This is a genomic window from Lysobacter soli (genome assembly GCF_003382285.1).
Taxonomy (GTDB): Bacteria; Pseudomonadota; Gammaproteobacteria; order Xanthomonadales; family Xanthomonadaceae; genus Lysobacter_J; species Lysobacter_J soli.
Genome location: NZ_QTJR01000013.1, coordinates 83673 through 99265 on the forward strand (window position 1 = coordinate 83673; position 15593 = coordinate 99265).

General features: G+C 69.1%; 15 protein-coding genes and 2 pseudogenes. 10 read left to right on the forward strand and 7 right to left on the reverse strand.

Going from position 1 to position 15593, the window contains the following annotated elements:
- Positions 1–54 precede the first annotated feature (54 nt).
- The 4 genes and pseudogenes from DX912_RS15605 to sufT form a co-directional block, all read right to left on the reverse strand.
- A pseudogene (locus DX912_RS15605) lies at positions 55–1302 on the reverse strand (M12 family metallo-peptidase); the annotation flags it as partial.
- A gap of 212 nt (positions 1303–1514) precedes the next feature.
- The gene (locus DX912_RS18710; RefSeq protein WP_267896527.1) at positions 1515–1898 is read right to left on the reverse strand and encodes a proprotein convertase P-domain-containing protein; all 384 of its coding nucleotides are present in this window, start codon (positions 1896–1898) and stop codon (positions 1515–1517) included.
- Positions 1878–3614 (reverse strand): annotated as a pseudogene (locus tag DX912_RS15610) (S8 family peptidase); the annotation flags it as partial. The pseudogene DX912_RS15610 and the gene DX912_RS18710, both read right to left, overlap by 21 nt.
- Positions 3615–4121: 507 nt before the next feature.
- The gene (gene sufT / locus DX912_RS15615) at positions 4122–4679 is read right to left on the reverse strand and encodes a putative Fe-S cluster assembly protein SufT (protein ID WP_115843945.1); all 558 of its coding nucleotides are present in this window, start codon (positions 4677–4679) and stop codon (positions 4122–4124) included.
- A 178-nt stretch (positions 4680–4857) separates the two neighbouring features.
- Here sufT and DX912_RS15620 point away from each other — a divergent pair, with 178 nt between their 5' ends.
- A complete protein-coding gene (locus DX912_RS15620) occupies positions 4858–5277 on the forward strand; it encodes a hypothetical protein (protein WP_147298659.1) in 420 nt (139 codons plus the stop codon).
- Between the two features lie 54 nt (positions 5278–5331).
- On the opposite strand, the gene pdxR is transcribed toward DX912_RS15620, so the two are convergent.
- The gene (gene pdxR, locus DX912_RS15625) at positions 5332–6777 is read right to left on the reverse strand and encodes a MocR-like pyridoxine biosynthesis transcription factor PdxR (RefSeq protein ID WP_115843949.1); all 1446 of its coding nucleotides are present in this window, start codon (positions 6775–6777) and stop codon (positions 5332–5334) included.
- 122 nt (positions 6778–6899) lie between these two features.
- On the opposite strand from pdxR, the gene DX912_RS15630 reads away from it, so the two are divergent.
- The 4 genes from DX912_RS15630 (at position 6900) to DX912_RS15645 (ending at position 9610) form a co-directional block, all read left to right on the forward strand.
- Positions 6900–7415: a hypothetical protein gene (locus DX912_RS15630; protein ID WP_147298660.1), complete on the forward strand. Its 516-nt coding sequence runs from the start codon at positions 6900–6902 to the stop codon at positions 7413–7415.
- 265 nt (positions 7416–7680) lie between these two features.
- A complete protein-coding gene (locus tag DX912_RS15635; protein ID WP_181902861.1) occupies positions 7681–8520 on the forward strand; it encodes a helix-turn-helix transcriptional regulator in 840 nt (279 codons plus the stop codon).
- On the forward strand, positions 8508–9029 hold the full coding sequence (locus tag DX912_RS15640) for a hypothetical protein (protein WP_115843955.1): 522 nt from the start codon (positions 8508–8510) through the stop codon (positions 9027–9029). The genes DX912_RS15635 and DX912_RS15640 overlap by 13 nt, the downstream gene beginning before the upstream one ends.
- A gap of 98 nt (positions 9030–9127) precedes the next feature.
- On the forward strand, positions 9128–9610 hold the full coding sequence (locus tag DX912_RS15645; RefSeq protein WP_115843957.1) for a hypothetical protein: 483 nt from the start codon (positions 9128–9130) through the stop codon (positions 9608–9610).
- Between the two features lie 227 nt (positions 9611–9837).
- Here DX912_RS15645 and DX912_RS15650 read toward each other — a convergent pair whose 3' ends face one another.
- Positions 9838–11229 carry an NAD(P)(+) transhydrogenase (Re/Si-specific) subunit beta gene (locus tag DX912_RS15650; protein ID WP_115843959.1) on the reverse strand — a complete coding sequence of 464 codons (1392 nt, stop codon included), beginning with the start codon at positions 11227–11229 and terminating at the stop codon, positions 9838–9840.
- A complete protein-coding gene (locus DX912_RS15655) occupies positions 11226–11540 on the reverse strand; it encodes an NAD(P) transhydrogenase subunit alpha part 2 (RefSeq protein WP_115843961.1) in 315 nt (104 codons plus the stop codon). The genes DX912_RS15650 and DX912_RS15655 overlap by 4 nt, the downstream gene beginning before the upstream one ends.
- A gap of 129 nt (positions 11541–11669) precedes the next feature.
- Here DX912_RS15655 and DX912_RS15660 point away from each other — a divergent pair, with 129 nt between their 5' ends.
- From DX912_RS15660 to DX912_RS15680, 5 genes are all read left to right on the forward strand, one after another.
- The gene (locus DX912_RS15660; protein ID WP_147298661.1) at positions 11670–12026 is read left to right on the forward strand and encodes a hypothetical protein; all 357 of its coding nucleotides are present in this window, start codon (positions 11670–11672) and stop codon (positions 12024–12026) included.
- 126 nt (positions 12027–12152) lie between these two features.
- Complete coding sequence (locus DX912_RS15665) at positions 12153–12668, forward strand: RNA polymerase sigma factor (RefSeq protein WP_232338579.1); 516 nt, start codon at positions 12153–12155, stop codon at positions 12666–12668.
- Positions 12669–12687: 19 nt separating this feature from the next.
- Positions 12688–13080 carry a hypothetical protein gene (locus DX912_RS15670; protein WP_115843968.1) on the forward strand — a complete coding sequence of 131 codons (393 nt, stop codon included), beginning with the start codon at positions 12688–12690 and terminating at the stop codon, positions 13078–13080.
- A 1-nt stretch (position 13081) separates the two neighbouring features.
- Entirely contained in the window at positions 13082–13543 is a 462-nt protein-coding gene (locus DX912_RS15675; RefSeq protein WP_115843970.1) for a DUF3106 domain-containing protein, read from the forward strand.
- Positions 13544–13692: 149 nt separating this feature from the next.
- On the forward strand, positions 13693–14829 hold the full coding sequence (locus tag DX912_RS15680) for an NAD(P) transhydrogenase subunit alpha (protein ID WP_115843972.1): 1137 nt from the start codon (positions 13693–13695) through the stop codon (positions 14827–14829).
- The last annotated feature ends 764 nt before the right edge of the window (positions 14830–15593 follow it).

Consider the following 15593-nt stretch of genomic DNA (forward strand, 5'->3'; position numbering starts at 1 on the left):
CGTGTAGTCGGCAGCGTTGCTGTAGGTCTGCGTGCCGCCACCGGTGCTGCCGCCACGGAACGCGGCGATGGTCGCCTTGGTGTTCACCAGCACGCGCTGGTTGTGGCTGGTGGCTGCCGTGCCCATCGCGACGCCGCCATAGGTGACGTCCGGATTCGACCAGTAGTTCAGGCGCGGGCAGCCGCCGGTGCAGTCGTAGGCCATGATCGTGCGCCAGGCGTTGTTCGGCGCGCGATAGCCGTGGCCGTACGCGTACGGCGACGTGCTCGGATCGGTTGCCGGATCGTGGCGCGCCGACTGCAGGTGGCCGACTTCATGCGCGAAGGAGTAATAGCCCGTCGCGCAATCCCAGTACGCGGTGGCGAACGCCGTCGTCGCGGTGGAACCAATGCCCGACGCGAGGCCGCACGCGGAACCGTCGTTGCCGATCAGCACGGCGACGTCCGCACCCGTGCTGTCGCGCAATGCGTGGATGTTGTCCATGTAGCCATCCGACGTGCCGCGGAAACGCGACAGGTCGGTGCTCATGCCCACTTCGCTGTAGGTCACGGCGGTGTAGCCGGCCAGTTCCATGTTGATGCCGACGTTGGAGTTCACGTAGCCCTGGTTCGATTCGGCCACGGCCAGCTGCGCCAGCGCCTGCATGTCGCCGCCATAGGCGGACACCGCGGCGTTCGTCGCGACGACGAGCACGCGGATGGTCGCGGTGGCGCCGGGATCGATGGCGAGCGCGCCGACCATGCCCGACGGCGCGGCCATGTTGATCTGTGGCAGGTCGCGGAACGCGGCCGGGTGATCCGGCGGCATCGCGCGTTCGTTGACTTCGATCACCGCGTGGCTGCCATCGGGCAGCGGGCGGATGCGGTACAGCTGGCCGTTCACGCGCACGTTGCCGGTGACGCCCTGCCCGTGGCGGACGAGGATCACCGAGTTGTTCTCGTCATGGCGCACTTCGCGCGCGGTCATGTTGCGGGCCTTGCTGGTCTCGCGCACATGGCCGATCCAGGTGAGGCTGCCGTCCGGATTGGCCGTGGCTTTCTCAAGCACGGCGGTGACGTTCTTCAGGCCGAGGTCCAGGCCGATTTCGCTGTTCTGCGCGGCGACGGCGTTCGGATCGGCACGCAGCGCGCGCACCGACGTGGACGCCGGTCGCGCTGCGAGCGCGCCGGCGGTGCGCGCCGATTCGGCCTGCACCTGCGCGGGGCCGAGGAACAGCGGTTGGGCGGCGAAGGCCGCGCCGGATACGAGGAAGGCGCCGGCGGCGATCGCCAGCCGTGCGCGAAGCGAAGCGTTGCGGTTCATGGATGCGTTCTCCTGCTGGGATGGGATGTCCTTTCCCGCGGCGCTTCCAGGGGTTCGCTCGAGTGCTGGCGTCGACACTTCGCCGACCCTCACCCCAACCCCTCTCCCGGAGGGAGAGGGGCTCAAGCAAACCAAAGCGCTGCGGCAGAGAGACCGCTCCCGGAACTTTGTGAACTCCGGGAGCGGGTGTCGCACTGGCATCTATCGGTCGATCAGAACGTCACCGACCAGCTGTTGATGTAGCCGGTGTCGCCGGCCGCGTTGTCGTTCACGCGCAGCTTCCACGTGCCGTTGAGCGGCTCGGTGGACAGGTTGAACGTCACCGTCTTGTTGACGTTGTCCGCGCTGCCGCCGGTGCGGTTGTGCACGTTGTAGAGGCTGCCGTCCGGCGCGACGAGGTCCACCTTCAGGTCGCCCTGGTAGGTGTGCACGATCGCGACGGTGACCGACGCGTTGGTCGGCGCGTTGCCGGTGCGGCCGGAGACCGTGATCGGGCTGTCGACCGTGGCGTTGTCGCTGATCGTGTAGTCCGTGGCGTTGCTGTAGGTCTGCGTGCCGCCGCCACCGCCGGCGGTGTAGCTGCCGGTGAGGCTCAGGCCGGAGAACGTCGAGTAGCCGCGCACCAGCACGTGGTACGTGCCAGCCTGGGCCGTGGCGATGTTGCAGGTCTCGGCGTTGGTGCTGCCTTCCGACTTGCAGTCGTAGCTGGTCGTGGTCGGCGCGCTGCCGAACTTCACGAACAGGTCCGCATCGCCGCTGCCGCCGGAGGTGACGAACTTCAGCCCGGTGGCGCCGGCCGGCACGGCCAGCGTGTAGCGCAGTTCGGTGCCGGCGCTGCCCGACAGCCCGGTCACCGGCGTGCCGTTGGTGAGCGTGCCGGTCGGCGGCGGCGTGGTGCCGTTGGCGGCATCAACCACGGCCTTCGCGTTGAGGATGCCCGGACCGATCGACTGCGACGGCGTGGACGGGAACGGGGTGACGTTCGCCTTGATGATCGACTCCACCTGCGCCGGCGTCTTCGGCGTCGTCGCCGCGGCCTGCAGCAGCGCGACCACGCCCGCGACATGCGGCGTCGCCATCGAGGTGCCGTTGTAGGACGCGTAGGTTTCCGCGCCCGGCGTCGTCGAACCGCTGTTGAGCGTGGACAGGATGTTCGAGCCGGGCGCTGCGATGTCGATCAGCGAGCCGTAGTTGGAGAAGCTCGAACGCGCACCGGTGCTGGTGATCGACGCCACCGCGATGACGTTGTTGCAGTTCGCCGGCGAGGCATTGGACACGTTGGTGTTGTCGTTGCCGGCGGCGATCACCAGCGTGGTGCCGCGCGAGACGGCGCCGTTGATCGCGGTCTGCGTGGTGGTGCCGCAGGCACCGCTGCCGCCGAGGCTGAGGTTGATGACCTCGGCCGGGTTCGCGTTCGCCGGGACGCCGCTGACGGTGCCGCCGGAGGCCCAGATGATCGCGTCGGCGATGTCGGAGTCGTAACCGCCGCAGGTGCCCAGCACGCGCACCGGCACGATCTTCGCGCCGTATGCCACGCCGGCCACGCCCTTGGCGTTGTTGGTCACCGCGGCGATCGTGCCGGCCACGTGCGTGCCGTGCCAGCTCGACGGTTGCGCGGCGTGCGAGCCGCCGCACTGGTTCGCGCTGACCCAGTCGCCCGGATCGCTCGGGTCGCTGTCGCGGCCGTTGCCGTCGTTGGAGACGGTGGTGTCGATGATGAAGTCGTAGCCCGGCAGCACGTTCGCCGACAGGTCGCTGTGGCTGGTGATGCCGGTATCGAGCACGGCGACGACCGAGCCCGCGCCATTGGTCACGTCCCACGCCTGGTTGGCCTTGATGCCGTAGGTGCCCGAATAGCCCCACTGCTCGGAATAGCGCGTGTCGTTGGGCGTGAGGTACGGCTTGTTGAGCTTGTCGACCTCGACGTATTCGACGTTGGGGTCCGCGGCGATCTGGCGCATCAGGCTTTCGGCCTCGACGCGGTCCAGCTTGCGGTCGGCGCGCACGACGTCGGCGCCGGTGGCGATGCGTCGGACGTGGCGCACGCCCAGTGCCTTGCCGGCACCGGCGGTGCGGGCGGCGGAGCTGAGGGCGCTCTGCAGCGTGGAGACGTTGGCGCGTTCGGCGCTGCCGTCCTTGTACTTCACGATGAAGCGGTCGCTCCCGGCCTGGGCATCCAGCCCGGACAGGTTGACGCGGGCCTGCTGCGCAAGCGCCGGCGCCGCCAGCGCGGACGACAGGGCGATGGCGGTGGCGATCGAAAGCGCGTGCGCGCGGAGACCACGGTTACGACGACGGTCATTCGAAGACATCTGGTGGAACCCCCGAAGTTGGACTGCGTGATGGAAGGCCCGCCTACCGGCGCGCGAACGCGCCGTGCGGCCGGCCTTGTGTACGGGCGCCGCATCGAGGCGGTCGACCGTTCTTCCAGCTGACACCCCCGGTGCCGCAGAGACTGCGACAGCCCGGCATCACGCAATCCGGGGTCTCGGCGGTTTCCCGCCCCCTGTTCCGCGACCCTGCCTGCGCAGTTGCCGGGACTTCACCCTTCTCCGGCCCGGTACCGGATGGGGTCCGCCCTTGGCCGGAACCGGAGGGCGTTTCAACACAACGCGACATGTACCCGACGCCCCACCGTTCATCGAAGCAACTGTTAACGCAAAGTCGCCAACTGCGGACGGCGTCACTGTTCAGCGGTCGGGATGTGAAGAGTGCGCCCGGTGGACATCACAAACGCGAACGCCCCGCGGTGCGGGGCGCTCTGCGTTGCAGCATGACGGCGGCGTGAAGGCGGGCCGTCGAACGGGTCGGGAATCGGGCTAGAACATGCCGGTTTCGAGCCGCGCCGCCTCGGACATCATCGTCCGGTTCCACGGCGGGTCGAACACCAGGTCGACGTCGGCTTCGGCGACGGTCGGGATCATCTCCAGCTTGTCGCGCACGTCGGCGACGAGGATGTCGCCCATGCCGCAGGCCGGCGCGGTCAGCGTCATGCGCACTTCGACGCGGCGCTGGCCGGGGTTTTCCGGATGCGGAAGGATGCGCGCCTCGTACACCAGGCCCAGGTCCACGACGTTGATCGGGATTTCCGGATCGAAGCAGGTGCGCAGCTGGCGCCACACCATCTGCTCGACTGCCTCGTCGTCGGCGCCTTCGGGCAGTTCGAGCGGTTCGGGCGGTTCCTTGCCGATGGCGTCGGCATCGCGCCCGGCCACACGGAACAGGTTGCCTTCGACGAAGACGGTGTAGCTGCCGCCCAGACCCTGCGTGATGTAACCGACGCTGCCGGCCGGCAGGGTCACCTGCTCGCCCTGGGGCACCATGACAACGGCGCAATCGCGCTCGAATCGGACGGGTTCGCTGCTGCGGGAATACATGCCGGGAAGATTGGGGGTGCGCGGTGGCGGCACAAGAGCGCGCATTCTACCGGCAGCACCCGCGCCACGACCGCCCGCCAGCGCGACGCAGCGTGCCGGATGCGGTTTCCGCCGGTTCCTGCCGTGCGCTGGGGGCTTGCCGGCTATGCTGTGCGGCCTCCCGCCGCCAGAGCGTTCGATGACCGCAGTTGCCCCGCCCGCCCGCCGCGCCACCTGGTTCTCGTGGCTGCTGTTGCTGCTGGGCGCTTTCGGTTTCGCGGCGGTCTGGGTCCTCGCGAGCCTCTACACGGGCCGCCAGCTCGGCTGGATGGCGGTGCTCGGCGCGCTCGACATCGCCTGGATGCTGCGCCTGGGCGGCTGGCAGCGCGGGTGGGGACGCATGCTCGCCGGCGTCGGCGCGACGGCCGCCATCGTGATCGCCTCGAACTGGTTCATCGCCGCCACGCAGCTGGGCGGGATGCTCGGACTGGATCCGTGGGACTCGGCAATGCGCCTGGGCTGGCACCACGCGTGGATCCTGGTGACGCTGGCGAACCACGCGATGGACGCGGTCTGGATCACGGTGGGGCTGCTCGTCGCGGCGTGGTTGTCGCGCTGAGGCCTCCATCCTTGCGACCAGAGGATTAGCCCTTCTCCCGCGAGCGGGAGAGGGCTAGTTCACGGCGTCGAACTCGTCCAGGCACGTCTCGAACACCGACACCGCCTGCTCGATCTCCGCCACCGACAGCCCGCAGTAGCCCAACAAGAGGCCGGCGCGGTCTGGCGGCGCGAGGTAGTACGGCGCGATCGGGTACAGCCCCAGGCCCAGGCTGCGCGCGCGGGCGATGAAGGCTTCGCCGTCGGCCGCGGTGCGATCGGTCAGCCACACGACCAGATGCATGCCCGCATGCGAATCGTTGATCGTCAGCCGCCCTCGGCTGCAGCGATGCAGGCCGTCGAGCAGCGCGTCGCGCCGTTCCTTCAGCGTCTTCCACGCGCGGCGCAGGTGGCGTTCGAAACCGCCGTCGACGATGAACCGCGCCAGCGCTGCCTGCTCGATGCCGCAGGAGCCGAAATCGTCCTGCCACTTGGCGTTGACGTAATCGCCGCGCAGGCCCGCCGGCACCACGAGGTAACCCAGCCGCAGCGACGGGAACATCGCCTTGGAGAACGTGCCGACGTAGATGACGCGGTCGGCATCGTCCAGCGATCGCAGCGCCGCCAGCGGGCGCGCGTCGTAGCGGAACTCGCCGTCGTAGTCGTCCTCGAGGATCCAGCTGCCGTTGCGTCGCGCGTAGTCGAGCAACTGCAGCCGGCGAGGCAGCGAGAGCACGGCGCCGGTGGGGAACTGGTGCGACGGTGTCACGCAGATGAGCTTGGGAGGCGTAGACGGCAGCTCATCGACCTTCAGGCCGTGTTCGTCGACGTCGAGCGTGCTCACCTTCGCGCCGTGGATCTGCAGCGCTTCGCGCATCGCCGAGTAGTGCGGCTCCTCCAGCAACACCTCGTCGTTCTGGTCGAGCAGCACGCGCGCGGTCAGCGCGACGGCCTGCTGCGTGCCGGCGACGATCACCACGTCCTGCGGTTCGGCCTGGATGCCGCGCCGCCGCGCGAGGTAGTCACACACCGCCTCGCGCAGCGCCGGCACGCCCTGGGAGGCGGGATAGTTCGTCGAGGTGTACGCGGCCGCATGCGCGAGTTCGCGCGCCCACGCGCTCGTGAGCGCGGGGTTGGTCAGCGGCACGCCGTACTGGAAGGCGTAGCGCACGCCGGGAATCGCGCGGCCCGGAATGCGCAGGTGGTCGTGCACGATGCGCGCGCGTCGGGCGAACTGCGACTGCGCCGGCAGCGGCGAGTCCACCGCGTGCAGCGGGCGGGCATCCTGCAGCGGCGGCGTCACGTAGCTGCCGGAACCGACGCGGCCATCGACGAAGCCTTCCGCCCGCAGCTGTTCGTACGCGGCGAGCACGGTGTTGCGCGACAGGCCGAGTTCGCGCGCGAGCTGGCGCGTCGCCGGCAGTCGCGCGCCCTCGCTGACGCGCCCCGCGAAGACGGCACTCTTCAGCGCCCGCGTCAGTTGTGCGTGGAGCGGGCCGCGGCCGTCGAGCTGCAGGTGCATGGCGGACTCTCCGGATGAATGTGGCGTCGGTCGAATGGCCCCATTCAACCCCCCTGAATTGGCCCTTGCCAGTGCCAATTGCGCGCGGCCTCATAGGGCCATTCGCCCGCCGGAGTGCGTCGATGAAAGCCAGTGCCCGCCCGTTCGCCCCGTCCCGCGTCCGCGCGGCGTCCTCGCGCCCGGCCCTGTGGGCCTGGATTGCCCTGGGCGGCCTGGCTGTCGGCAGCGCGGACATGCTGTTCGCGATGGCCTGGTGGGCGCAGTCCGACACCCCGCCGGCGCGGATCCTGCAGTCGGTCTGGGCATGGATCGTCGGCCGCGAGGCGGCTTTCGGCGGCGGAGCCGCGACCGCCTTCGCCGGTGCGGCGCTCTACTTCGTACTGATGTCGGCGATCGTCGCGATCTACCACGCCGCGGCGCGCGAGCACCGCGTGCTGCGCGAACGCCCGATCCTGCTCGGCGCCCTGTATGGCGCGGCGTGGTTCGTGCTGCTGCACCTGATCGTCGTGCCGCTGTTCTCGGCGGCACCGCCCAAGCGCTTCATCCCCGATTGGTACCTCGCCTGCCTGCTGGCGCACATGGTGCTGATCGGCATTCCCGCCGCGTGGATGTCGCGTCGCTGGTACGGCATGCGCTGAGCGCCTCCCGACCGCGATGCGCTTGCAGACCGGATAGGCGAAGCGCATCGGGGTTCGCCTTCCGCTCTCGGATACCTCGTCCCCTGCTACAAGAGCGCGCGACATGAGCTTGATCTAAGCATTCGCCGGCCGTGGGGCCGGCGGCTTCGTCTTGCGTCGACCGCGCGAATGGCTCCTTCGCCGCGCAGTGGATTGGTTCTCCAAACGCATCGCACGCGCGACTAGCGTGGAGCCAATGGCGCGATGCGCCGACCGGAATGACGACATGATGCTGCATCGCTACGTCCCGCCGTTCTCGCTTCCGCCGCATGGCGATGCGCTTGCCGCCGACGGCTGGCATGTGATCGCCGGGCGCGGTGCGGCCACGCTGCAGCTTCCGGCGCATTGGCCGTCGCTGTGGCTTCCGATGCGCGGTCGACTTTCGATGCAGGCGCAGGACGCACACTGGACGCTCTTCGGCGGCGAAGGCCAGCTGTGGCGCGCGGGCGCGCTGAACGTGCAGGCCTCGCACGAATCGCGCTGGCTCGCGCTCGTCGCCGCGCCGACCGTGTGGAACGCCGCGTTCGCCAGTTCGGCCCACGACGAAGAGCCGCTGCCGTGGCGCGGCGATCCGGGCGACGGCGTGCACGAGGCAATGGAAGCCCTCGCGCACGACGACGATGCGCTCGCGATACTGGTCCCCGCGCTGATCGACCGCCAGCGCGACGTCGCCGCATGCCTGCCGCGCTGTCGCGGACGCACGCTCGCTCATCGCCGCCAGGCGCTGCTGCGCTTGCTCAATCTTCGGCACCTGATGCAATGCCATGTCGAAGCGGACGATGACGCGAGCATCGACGTGCCGTGGCTCGCCTCGCGCGCGCATTACTCGCCGGGCCACCTGATCCGGCTGCATCGCGCCGTGTTCGGCGAAACGCCGAGCGACTACTTCACGCGGCTTCGCCAGGCACGCGCGTGGGAGCTGGTGCGCGAAACCGACATGCCGGTGGCGACGATCACGCACCGGCTCGGCTTCGAAAGCCAGAGCGCGTTCTGCCGCGCGTTCAAGCACGCCTTCGGGATGACCGCGACGCAGGCGCGCCGGGAGGCCGACGCATGCGCGGCATGACGGCACGCGCGCTGGCGTGGGGCGCGTTCGGCGGGCTCCTCGCCGGGACGCTCGACATCCTCTACGCCACCAGCTTCTGGGCGCTGCGCGATGTGCCGGCGCAGCGCATCTTCCAGAGCATCGCCGCGGGCGCGCTGGGGCGTGCGGCCTTCACCGGCGGCTGGCCGACGGCGATGCTCGGACTGTCGCTGCATTACCTGATCGCCGCCGCGATGGGCGTGGCGTACGCGTTCGCCGCGCGCGACGTCCCACCGCTGCGCGATCGCCCGTGGCGTTACGGCGCGCTCTACGGCCTGGCGCTGTACGCCTTCATGAATTTCGTCGTCGTGCCGCTGTCGGCATCGCCGCGCGGCGGTGCGCTGCCGATGTCGTGGACGGTGTGCAGCGTGATCGCGCACGTCGTGCTCGTGGGCTGGCCATGCGCGTGGTTCGCGCGCCGCGGCTGGGACGGCCGCTGGCGATCGTCGCGAACATCGCCTTCGCCGGTACTCGCCGACCCGGCGATCTGACGCACCCACATCGCGCTCCACCTTCGCTCGCGCGCCCGCAGGGAGCACGCGCGGCGCCGCACTGCGCGCTGCGGCCCGCACACGCATGGAGTTTCGACATGAACGTTGTGAAGCCTGCCCTGCTCGTCCTCGCCGTTTCGCTTGTGCTCGCCACCACGCCGGTTCGCGCCGGCGGCGATGGATGCAAGAAGATCCACGCCGACCTCGACGAGATCCAGTCCTCGCAAGGCTGCAATCCCGGTCTGACCAGCTGCTTCCTGGGCGAAGTCGACGGCAACCACGGCCTGCGCGGCACCACGCATTTCGCCGCCGACAGCGCGGTGTCGACGAGCCCGTCGACCTCGCCGAATTTCCTCATCTACAGCGGCCCGTTCGAATACCGCACCGGCCGCGGCAACATCACGGTTCGCGAAACCGGCGTGACCACCCGCGGCAGCGAAGGCGTGGTGACGGCGTACCAGCAGATCGTGTCGGGCACCGGCGACTTCGCCGGCGCGACGGGCCATTTCTTTGTCAGCGGGCACAAGACCGGCGGGACGGTGGAGACGTTCGTCAACGGGGAGATCTGCGGGGCGCGGTGACGCGTTGCGCTGCGGGTGCCGATACGTACATGGCGAGCGGGAGCGTTTGCTCCTGCTCGTCATTCCCGCGAAGGCGGGAATCCAGCGACGTTACATGTTTTCCCGACGGCATTCGGCTTCCGGCGCGCGCGTTCGTGCTTTCGACGCTCACCGGTGAAGCGTGAAAAGTCCATGGATTCCCGCCTTCGCGGGAATGACGAGCGAAGAATCGCCGCCCGTCATGCACCTCAGTGCCCGCCCCCATCCAGCGCCTTCAACTCGCTCACCAGCGCGCTGGCCATTTCCGCGCCGTCGCCGTAGAGCATGCGCGTGTTGTCCTGGTAGAACAGCGCGTTCTCGATGCCCGCGAAACCCGTGCCCTTGCCGCGCTTGATCACGATGGTGTTCTTCGAATTGGCGACGTCCAGGATCGGCATGCCGTAGATCGGCGAGGCCGGATCGGTCTTGGCCACCGGGTTCACCACGTCGTTCGCGCCGATCACCAGCGATACATCGGTGTTGGGGAACTCGGGGTTGATGTCGTCCATGTCGGCGATGAGGTCGTACGGCACGCCCGCTTCGGCGAGCAGCACGTTCATGTGACCCGGCATGCGGCCGGCGACGGGATGGATGGCGAACTTCACCTTGACCCCGCGCTCCATCAGCTTCTGCGTAAGCTCCCAGATCTTGTGCTGCGCCTGCGCCACGGCCATGCCGTAGCCGGGCACGATCACCACGCGTTCGGCGTAGGCCATCATCGCGGCGACGTCGCCGGCTTCGATGGGCTTCTGCGAGCCGCTGATTTCCTGAGCCTGCCCGCCACCGCCGAAGCTGCCGAACAGCACGTTGCGGATCGGGCGGTTCATCGCCTTGGCCATCAGCTGCGTGAGCAGCGTGCCGGCCGCGCCGACCATGGTGCCGGCGATGATCAGCGCCTCGTTGCCCAGCACGTAGCCTTCGAACGCCACCGCGAGGCCGGTGAGCGCGTTGTAGAGCGAGATCACCACCGGCATGTCGGCGCCGCCGATGGGCAACGTCATCAGCACGCCCAGCGCGAGCGCGAGGACGAAGAAACCGATGATCGCCGGCACGCTCAGTGACTGCACGACGATGCCGCCGAGCACGAGCATCGCGACGAACACCGCGAGGTTGAACAGCTGCTGCCCCGGGAACACCACGCGCTTGTCGAGCCGGCCGTCGAGCTTCGCCCACGCGATGATCGAACCCGACAGCGAGATCGCGCCGATGGCAGCACCGATCACCGCCAGCACCAGCGCGGTCCCCGACGGCGCCTGACCGAGCGCGGAGAACCGCAGCAGTTCCACCGCGCCGATCGCCGCCGCCGAGCCGCCGCCCATGCCGTTGTAGAGCGCGACCATCTGCGGCATGTCGGTGATGGCGACCTTCTTGCCGGAGATCCACGCGGCGGCGGTGCCGATCACCAGCGCGGTCACGATCAGCGGCAGGTTGTGCAGCCCCGGCAGCAGGAAAGTGGCGACGGTGGCGATCACCATGCCCAGCCCCGCCCACCGGATGCCGCTGCGCGCGGTCACCGGCGACGCCATGCGCTGCAGGCCCAGCAGGAAGAGCGTGGCGGCGACGAAGTAGCTGGCGGACGCGACCCAGGCGAGCGCGCTCATGCCTTGCCCCCGGACGTGCCGCCGGCCGGCTTCCGGCTGCTCTTGAACATGTCGAGCATCCGCTCGGTGACGACGTAACCGCCGGCGGCGTTGCCGGCGCCCAGCAGCACCGCGATGAAGCCGATGACCTTCTCCAGCGTGGTGTCGGCGTGCCCGAGCACCACCATCGCACCGATCAGCACGATGCCGTGGATGAAGTTGGAACCCGACATCAGCGGCGTGTGCAGGATGACTGGCACGCGCGAGATGATCACGTGGCCGGCGATGGCCGCCAGCATGAAGATGTACAAAGCCACGAACCCGTCGCCCATCGATCATCCCCATCGAGTTGTCTTCCGCATCATAACCGCGGATGAATGCGGCGCCAGTCGTGTCAACCGGGCGGGATCCGGGGCGTTTCCCCCTCCGCAAGGCCCGACCGGGCCCACCGGAGGAAACCCATGAACCACGCATTGCGCAGTCGTGTGCTGATGGCGGTATTGGGCGTGTGCGCGCTGGGCGCCGTGTCGGCGGCCAGCGCGGGGGATTTCGGCGATCGCGTCGATCGCCGGTTCGACCGGCATGGCGATCGCATCGAGGCGCGCCTGGACCGAAAGGGCGACCGCATCGACCATCGCCTAGATCTGCGCGCCGATCGCCAGGCCGCACTCGGGCACGGGAACAACGCCGTGCGCCTGGACCGCAAGGGCGACCGGATCGATCAACGCCTGGACCGCCGCGGCGACCTGGCCGACGCGCGATGGGATCGTCGCGGCGATCGCGTCGAGCGCCGCTGGGACCGTTGGCGCGGCCATTGACGCCGACCCCGTATGCTCCGACGCGTGAATCGCGAGATCGAAGACGAGCTGCCGCCGCTGTCGGCGGCCGACGCGCACGCCCGTGGCGCCGCCGAAGCCGTTTCGTCCGAAGACGAAGCGGCCCCGGTGCGGCTGCCCGCGTCGCTGGAGGAATTCCTCGCCGGCATCGGCACGCGGGCGTTCCGCTTCGCCGAACTCGGCCTGCGCAATCGCGACGACGCGCTCGATGCGGTGCAGGACGCGATGATGAAGATGCTCGCCTACCGCGAGCGCCCGGCGGCGGAATGGACACCGCTGTTCTGGAGCATCCTGCGCAGCCGCATCATCGACGTGCAGCGTCGCCGCACGTTCCGCCTGCGCTGGTTGATGCCGGCGCCGGAGCGCGAGGAAAGCGCGATCGACTGGGCCGACGACGCGCCCGATCCCTCGCGTGCGCATGAGGGCCGCGAGGCCTACGGCAAGCTCGCCGATGCGTTGGCGACCTTGCCGGCCCGGCAGCGCGAGGCGTTCACGCTGCGCGTGCTGGAAGAACTCGACGTTGCCACGACCGCGCGGGCGATGGGTTGCAGCGAAGGCGCGGTGAAGACCCATCTGTCGCGTGCGCGCGAAGCGCTGCAGCGGCAATTGGAGGATTGGCGATGACATCCCGCGAGACGACACGATGAACACTTCCGACGACCGCTTCGACAACGCCATGCGCGACCTGCACGCGCAGGCGGTCTCGCAGGTGTCTTCCGCGACGCGCGCACGCCTGCGTGTTGCTCGCCACGCGGCCGCGCGCCCGACGGGCGAACGCGAGCCGCGACGCGGCTTCACCTGGGTGCTGGGCAGCGGCCTGGCAGCCGTGTTCGCCGTCGCCATCGGCCTGCAGTTGCGTCCGGCGCAGGCGCCCGCGCCGACGGCATCGGCACCGCCGCTGGTGGCGACGACCGGTACGCCGGCCAATGCCACGTCCTTCGACGCCGACACGGCCATCGCCGCGCTCGACGAGAACCCCGATCTCTACCTCTGGCTGGCGTCGAACGACGACGCCGTGCCGTCCCTGGAGCCGTGACATGCGCAACGCCCTGACTTCCCTCGCCTTCGCCCTGCTGATCGCCAGCGCGCCGGCGCTCGCGGCCGATCCGCCGACCACTCCCGCCAAGCCGCTGCCGGCGTGGGAACAGCTGACGCCGGCGCAGCGCGAGACGTTGATGGCGCCGATCCGCGACCGCTGGAACACGCAGCCCGACGAACGCGCGCGCATGCTCGAACGCGCCCAGCGCTGGCAACAGATGACGCCCGAGCAGCGCAAGCGCGCGCGCCACGGCATGCAGCGCTGGGAAAGCATGAGCCCCGAGCAACGTGAGCAGACGCGTGCGCTGTTCGCGAAGATGCGCACGCTCGACGACGCGCAGCGTCGGGACCTCAAGGCGAAGTGGCGCGCGATGTCGCCCGAGGAACGCAAGGCGTGGGTGCAGGCCAACCCCGCCCCGGCCGACATGCCCCCCGGCCCGCCGCCGCGCGATCGCGATTGATCGGGCTGCACTGCCTTCCGAACCGAAGTCATCCCGGCGAAAGCCGGGACCCAGGCCCGCACCGCCCACGATCCATCTGACAGCCCAGCCTTCCCCGCCCCGCCGGACCTTCCGCTACGATGCGGAAACAACCGGGACGGGGAGCAGCGATGGCGGGCATCACCATTGGCGTGGCAAGCGAAACCGCAAGCGGCGAGCGCCGCGTCGCACTGACGCCCGAAACCTGCAAGAAACTTGTCGCCCGCGGCGCGAAGGTGCGCGTGCAGCGCGGCGCCGGCCAGCAGGCCGCTTTCACCGATGATGCGTACGCCGATGCGGGCGCAGAACTCGTCGACGATGCCGATACCGCACTGCGCGATGCCGACCTGGTGCTGTGCGTGCAGCCGCCGTCATCGGCGACGTTGATGGGCCTGCGCGAGGGTGCGGCGCTCGTCGGCCTGCTCGCGCCGCAAGCCGATGCCGCGCGCGGCGAAGCGATCAACGCACGCCACCTGCTCGCCTTTCCGCTCGAACGCCTCCCGCGCACGACGCGCGCGCAGGCGATGGACGTGCTCAGTTCGCAGGCCGGCATGGCCGGTTACAAGGCGGTGCTGATCGCCGCGCAACTCGCGCCGCGTTTCTTCCCGATGCTCACCACCGCGGCGGGCACGATCCGGCCGTCGAAGGTGCTGATCGTCGGTGCGGGCGTCGCCGGCTTGCAGGCGATCGCCACCGCCAAGCGCCTGGGCGCGCAGGTCGAAGGTTTCGACGTGCGCCCGGAAACGCGCGAGCAGATCGAATCGCTGGGTGGCCGCTTCCTGGATCTGGGCGTGAGCGCGGCGGGCGAAGGCGGCTACGCGCGCGCGCTCACCGACGAGGAACGCGCCGAACAGCAGCGTCGCCTGGCCGAACACCTCAAGAACGTGGACGTCATCGTCTGCACCGCCGCGGTCCCGGGCCGCCCGGCGCCGAAGATCATCACCGCCGCAATGGTTGCCGGCATGCGTCCGGGCAGTGTGATCGTCGACCTCGCCGCGGAGACCGGCGGCAACTGCGAACTCACCCGTCCCGGCGAAACCGTCGACAGCGGCGGCGTCACCATCTCAGGCCCGCTCAATATCGCCAGCATGGGCGCCGTGCACGCCAGCGAGATGTACGCACGCAACGTCCTCAATTTCGTGAGCCTGTTCGTCACCGAAGAGGCGTCGCGCGAAGGACGGCTTGCCTTCGATTGGGACGACGAATTGCTGGCCAGAACGGTATGGCCGGAGCGGGTCGTGGCGCCGGTGGCAGCTGCGACGACGTAGGAAGCGCTGCGTCGAACCATCGCGTTCGGCGGCGAATCAAACATCACCGATCTGGCGGCGTCGCCTCGACCGAGGTGCGTCGCTGTTTTTGCTGCTGCTGTCGAACAGCCTGTTCGTTGCTAGCCCCGAAGGGCGCCGCACAGGACGTGCGGCGGTGAGCGCTGAGCCATGGAGTGAGGGCGATGCGTGCTTGCGAGCCACTGGCTCGCGCATCGCCCGAACGCCCGCGCCGCAAGCGCGGGCTAAACGAATCGCGAACGCGCCCTTTCGCTTTACGGTCGTAGGACTGGGTTGGACTTGTACGCACTTTCTTTGGGTTACTTTTCTTTGTGCGAGCAAAGAAAAGTGACCCGAGCGCCGCAGGCGATCGGAAGCTTGCTGGTGATTCTTCTTTGCTCTTCGAACGTTACCGGGAAAGCGTGGAAAGTCCCTGGATGGTGCCGCCATTCGGCGGCCCAGAAGCGGCCCGCCTTCGCGGGAATGACGAGCAAGAGCAACGCGCAACCGCAACGACAAGATCAAGATGGATTCCAGCTTTCGCTGGAATGACGGTGATGTAACTCACCGCTGCCGGAGTGCCCGGATGTTACGGGCCTGGATCCCGGCTTTCGCCGGGATGACGGTGATGTAACTCACCGCTGCCGGAGTGCCCGGATGTTACGGGCCTGGATCCCGGCTTTCGCCGGGATGACGGTGATGTAACTCACCGCTGCCGGAGTGCCCGGATGTTACGGGCCTGGATCCCGGCTTTCGCCGGGATGACG

Coding starts and splice junctions, on each gene's coding strand:
- sufT (WP_115843945.1), bottom strand. CDS start 4,679: ATGTATTCCCGCAGCAGCGAACCCGTCCGATTCGAGCGCGATTGCGCC.
- DX912_RS15620 (WP_147298659.1), top strand. CDS start 4,858: ATGACCGCAGTTGCCCCGCCCGCCCGCCGCGCCACCTGGTTCTCGTGG.
- pdxR (WP_115843949.1), bottom strand. CDS start 6,777: ATGCACCTGCAGCTCGACGGCCGCGGCCCGCTCCACGCACAACTGACG.
- DX912_RS15630 (WP_147298660.1), top strand. CDS start 6,900: ATGAAAGCCAGTGCCCGCCCGTTCGCCCCGTCCCGCGTCCGCGCGGCG.
- DX912_RS15635 (WP_181902861.1), top strand. CDS start 7,681: ATGATGCTGCATCGCTACGTCCCGCCGTTCTCGCTTCCGCCGCATGGC.
- DX912_RS15640 (WP_115843955.1), top strand. CDS start 8,508: ATGCGCGGCATGACGGCACGCGCGCTGGCGTGGGGCGCGTTCGGCGGG.
- DX912_RS15645 (WP_115843957.1), top strand. CDS start 9,128: ATGAACGTTGTGAAGCCTGCCCTGCTCGTCCTCGCCGTTTCGCTTGTG.
- DX912_RS15650 (WP_115843959.1), bottom strand. CDS start 11,229: ATGAGCGCGCTCGCCTGGGTCGCGTCCGCCAGCTACTTCGTCGCCGCC.
- DX912_RS15655 (WP_115843961.1), bottom strand. CDS start 11,540: ATGGGCGACGGGTTCGTGGCTTTGTACATCTTCATGCTGGCGGCCATC.
- DX912_RS15660 (WP_147298661.1), top strand. CDS start 11,670: ATGAACCACGCATTGCGCAGTCGTGTGCTGATGGCGGTATTGGGCGTG.
- DX912_RS15670 (WP_115843968.1), top strand. CDS start 12,688: ATGAACACTTCCGACGACCGCTTCGACAACGCCATGCGCGACCTGCAC.
- DX912_RS15675 (WP_115843970.1), top strand. CDS start 13,082: ATGCGCAACGCCCTGACTTCCCTCGCCTTCGCCCTGCTGATCGCCAGC.
- DX912_RS15680 (WP_115843972.1), top strand. CDS start 13,693: ATGGCGGGCATCACCATTGGCGTGGCAAGCGAAACCGCAAGCGGCGAG.